Source organism: Streptococcus mitis (assembly GCF_047459985.1).
Taxonomy (GTDB): Bacteria; Bacillota; Bacilli; order Lactobacillales; family Streptococcaceae; genus Streptococcus; species Streptococcus mitis_DZ.
The window spans coordinates 1-4,181 of sequence record NZ_JASHHD010000029.1 but is presented as its reverse complement, the minus strand read 5'-3'; the positions used below and the strand labels follow the sequence as shown (position 1 = coordinate 4,181).

Here is a 4,181-nt window from a genome sequence, read left to right as displayed (position 1 = left end):
CACGGCTAAGATGTTGCACAATGTGAAAACGATCTAGAACGATTTTAGCATAAGGAAAAAGCTGTTTAGCCAAGTTATAGTAAGGACTAAACATATCCATAGTAATGATTTTCACCTGACAGCGAACGGCTCTATCGTAGCGCAGAAAGTGATTTCGGATGATAGTCTGGGTTCTACCTTCAAGCACGGTGATAATGTTGAGATTGTCAAAATCTTGTGCAATGAAACTCATATTCATCTCCCGATTGAAACAGTCACTCCCCTGACTGTTTCAACGTCCCAAGACATAATCTCACGAAGACGAGAAAAATCATGTTTAAAGTGAAAGTCATTGAGCTTACGAATGACAGTTGAAGTTGAGATGTAAAGCTGATGAGCAATATCGGTCATAGAAGTCTTCTCAATCAACTTTTGCGCAATCTTTTGGTTGATAATACGAGGGATTTGATGATTTTTCTTGACGATAGAAGTCTCAGCGACCATCATTTTCGAGCAATGATAGCACTTAAATCGACGCTTTCTAAGGAGGATTCTAGTAGGCATACCAGTCGTCTCAAGGTAAGGAATCTTAGACGGTTTTTGAAAGTCATATTTCTTCATTTGATTTCCGCAATCAGGACAAGATGGGGCATAGTAGTCTAGTTTAGCTAGGATTTCCTTGTGTGTATCCCTATTGATGACATCTACAATTTTTATGTTTGGGTCTTTGATATCAAGGAGTTTTGTGATAAAATGTAGTTGTTCCATATGATTCTTTCTAATGATGGTTTCGTCGCTTTTCATTATAGATCTTATGGGACTTTTTTTCTACACAAAATAGGCTCCATAATATCTATAGGGGATTTACCCACTACAAATATTATAGAGCCTAATAGATCAGATTCTAGAGAGATTATAGAGAGATTATAGTACATATATTGATATATCAACTAGTTCACGTTTATGCATAATAGAGTATGGGACAAGTGTTTAGAAGAGTGATTATCTTTGTACACAAGTGTCCTCTTTTACAATTTTTCATGACTTTAAAAAGTCGGTATTTTACAGCTTTTGTGCCGAACTTCTCCTTTTTATAGTATTTAAGTGATTTACGGTCAAATTGCTTGCTTTTGTCTACTAATCATGTATAATGGGGATGGATAATAATAAAAAAAGGAGACTGCAATGTTTTTTAAACGTTCAAACGGTGAATTCCGTGAAACCGATCGTGTGACTCGGTTCAAATTGATTAAGTCGGGTAAGAACTGGTTGCGCGCATCTACTTCGAACTTTGGGCTTCTAAAAGTGATTCGTGGTCAAGTCGAAGAGACTATTGTAGCCGAAGTGCATGAAGATGCGGTGGCAGAAAAGGGACTGACAAGTCGAGGATTCTTAAAAGGGCTTGTCGTGGCCGCAGCTGTTCTTAGTGCGACATCACTTGTACATACTGGTCATGCAGATGAACTAGAAAAAGATGCAACTACTGCGTCAGCTTTGGTTAGTGCACCTGCAGTTACAACAGAGTCGAAATCATTGAGTGAGCAAGGTTCTACAGAACAATCAGCAACTCTAAATGAATCTGCTACTGAAACAAAAGAAGATACAGTGGTTTCATCTGAATTAGTGGAAAATGCTCCTGTGTCTGAAGACAAAGCAATCTTAGAACAAAATGCTTCTGAAGCAGCTTTGTTGATTAACATCGCTGAAAAATATGCATCAAACCATCAAGATGCAAATCAAAAAGCAGCGATCCATGCAGCTGTTGCTAACCTTCAATCAGAATTGTCAGCAAGCACTAGTTTGACCCAAGCACCTGCTCAAGCTTATGCAGATCAACGTGCGCGTTTGAGCAAGTCAGTGGATGAGCTGATGGCAGTTTTAACAGTGGCAGGTTTTGAAGGAAACACTACTGTTAACGGTGCGCCTGCAGTTTCTGCGCAGTTGGATGCTATTTCAACGTCAACTACTCTTACTGCGCCATCTGTTGTAGAAAAGATGGACCAACCAAATGGAGCTTCAATTGAAGATCCAGCTTTGGACAATCCAAACTACAAATTGGATCCAAATGAAGAACGCTATACCTATTCAATCTGGGATCTTCAAAACTGGGCAGGACCTGCAAATCAAGGTGGTGTTACCTATAGCAACGGTGGCTATTATGTAACCTTCTCAGTAGATCGTTCTGCTGTTGGAACGACACAGACGCCAACTGTTCATGCTCGTTTGGTTGAAAAAGCTACTGGTAAAGAAGTAGAAACATTGGATATGACTACCAAGTCAACTTATCAATTTAAGACCTTGGTGCAAGAAAATCCAACTTATGCACCTCAATTTGACTATACTACTGGAGAAGCTTCACAAATTCTAGGAACTTGGACCAATAACCGTGATGCTGGTCCAACTTCGGATGACAAATATAAGCACCATATTCTTCAAATTCGTGACACAACGAAACCAGGAAATGTTGGTGACACAAAGCCAAATGTTCAAACAGTTGTTCCAACTGAAAAAGTAACCCATACAACTCACTATAAAGTTGAGGGCACAAACGAGGAATTGGCTTCATACGCTCAAACGGGTATTGAAAGCCAAGCTTATCACGCCTCTAATCCGCGTACATTTGAAGGTTATGAATTCACACGGACTGATGCAGAAAAAGATATGAGCGGTTTCTTAGGTGGTGTTGGAGCTAAGTACTTGGAACTCCAAGGTGGGCGCGCTCACTACTATGTAAAACGTATTGTAGAACAAGTAGATAAAGATGGTACATCTGTTGTTAAATTGTATGCTTTAGACCCATCAAAAGTCTCATCCTATAATCCATCAACAGATGTAAATACGCTTGACTTAACCAACTATACACTATTGTATACCTCAGATCCTGTTAAACCAGGAGGTAAGCCAACACCTGCTGGAACAAAAGATGCAACTCACTCAGTTGGATTTGTTGATAGTAAGGATGGGCAATACCATCTTCGTGTACAAACATATACTGATAGTGGGAATGGGAATGTGCGCTTAAGTGGTTGGTACAATAAGGCTACTGGGGATGCCTTTACAGCCTCACCACAATTCTCAGCAGATGTTGATCCTGTTCGAAACAACACTTCCAACATCATTGGTGGGAACACACCAGGAGATAAAGCTTCAGGCTATCCATCATTCTTCAATAACTACTCACTTCCTTCTGTTAAACAAATTTCTACCGATGTAACTCACTATTACCGTAAATCAGAAGTTACAGGTAATGTTTACGTGCATTATCAAGATACAGAAGGTAAGACTATTAAGCCAGATGTAACCGATGAAAAAGATCAACCAGTTAATAAGGCCTACGATACAGTTGTAGACAATCGTCCGAACGAGATTACATTCGAAGGTAAGACTTACGAGTTAGTCCCAGCAGGTAACTACACAGTAGGTGAAGTAGATGATCAAGGTCACCTTAAGTCATCAGACCCAACAACAGGTGCAGTTGCTAAAGAGGATAAGAATGTAACTTACATCTACAAACTTAAAGAAACGCCTAAGGGTAACGTTTATGTTCACTATGTAGATACAGAAGGTAAGACCATCAAGTCTGATGTAACCGACGAAGACAAACAACCAGTAGACAAAGACTACGACACAGTTGTAGACAACCGTCCACAAGAGATTGAATTCGAAGGTAAGACATACGAATTAGTCCCAGCAGGTAACTACACAGTAGGTGAAGTAGATGATCAAGGTCACTTGAAGTCAACAGACCCAACAACTGGTAAGGTTATCGAAGGTGATAAGAATGTCACTTATGTATACAAACTTAAAGAAGCTCCTAAGGGTAACGTTTATGTTCACTATGTAGATACAGAAGGTAAGACCATCAAGTCTGATGTAACCGACGAAGACAAACAACCAGTAGACAAAGACTACGACACAGTTGTAGACAACCGTCCACAAGAGATTGAATTCGAAGGTAAGACATACGAATTGGTCCCAGCTGGTAACTACACAGTAGGTGAAGTAGATGATCAAGGTCACTTGAAGTCAACAGACCCAACAACAGGTAAAGTTATCGAAGGTGATAAGAATGTCACTTATGTATACAAACTTAAAGAAGCTCCTAAGGGTAACGTTTATGTTCACTATGTAGATACAGAAGGTAAGACCATCAAGTCTGATGTAACCGACGAAGACAAACAACCAGTAGACAAAGACTACGA

The 4,181-nt window shown here is 39.7% G+C and carries 1 protein-coding gene and 1 pseudogene; one reads left to right on the top strand and one right to left on the bottom strand.

The genetic code is table 11. The features are described 5' to 3' along the window. A pseudogene (locus QM959_RS09360) lies at positions 1–747 on the bottom strand (transposase); the annotation flags it as partial. Between the two features lie 417 nt (positions 748–1,164). Between QM959_RS09360 and QM959_RS09355 the strand changes: the two are divergent. Next, positions 1,165–4,181 (top strand): accessory Sec-dependent serine-rich glycoprotein adhesin (locus tag QM959_RS09355; protein ID WP_414372854.1); only part of this gene is annotated, 3,017 nt, incomplete at its 3' end.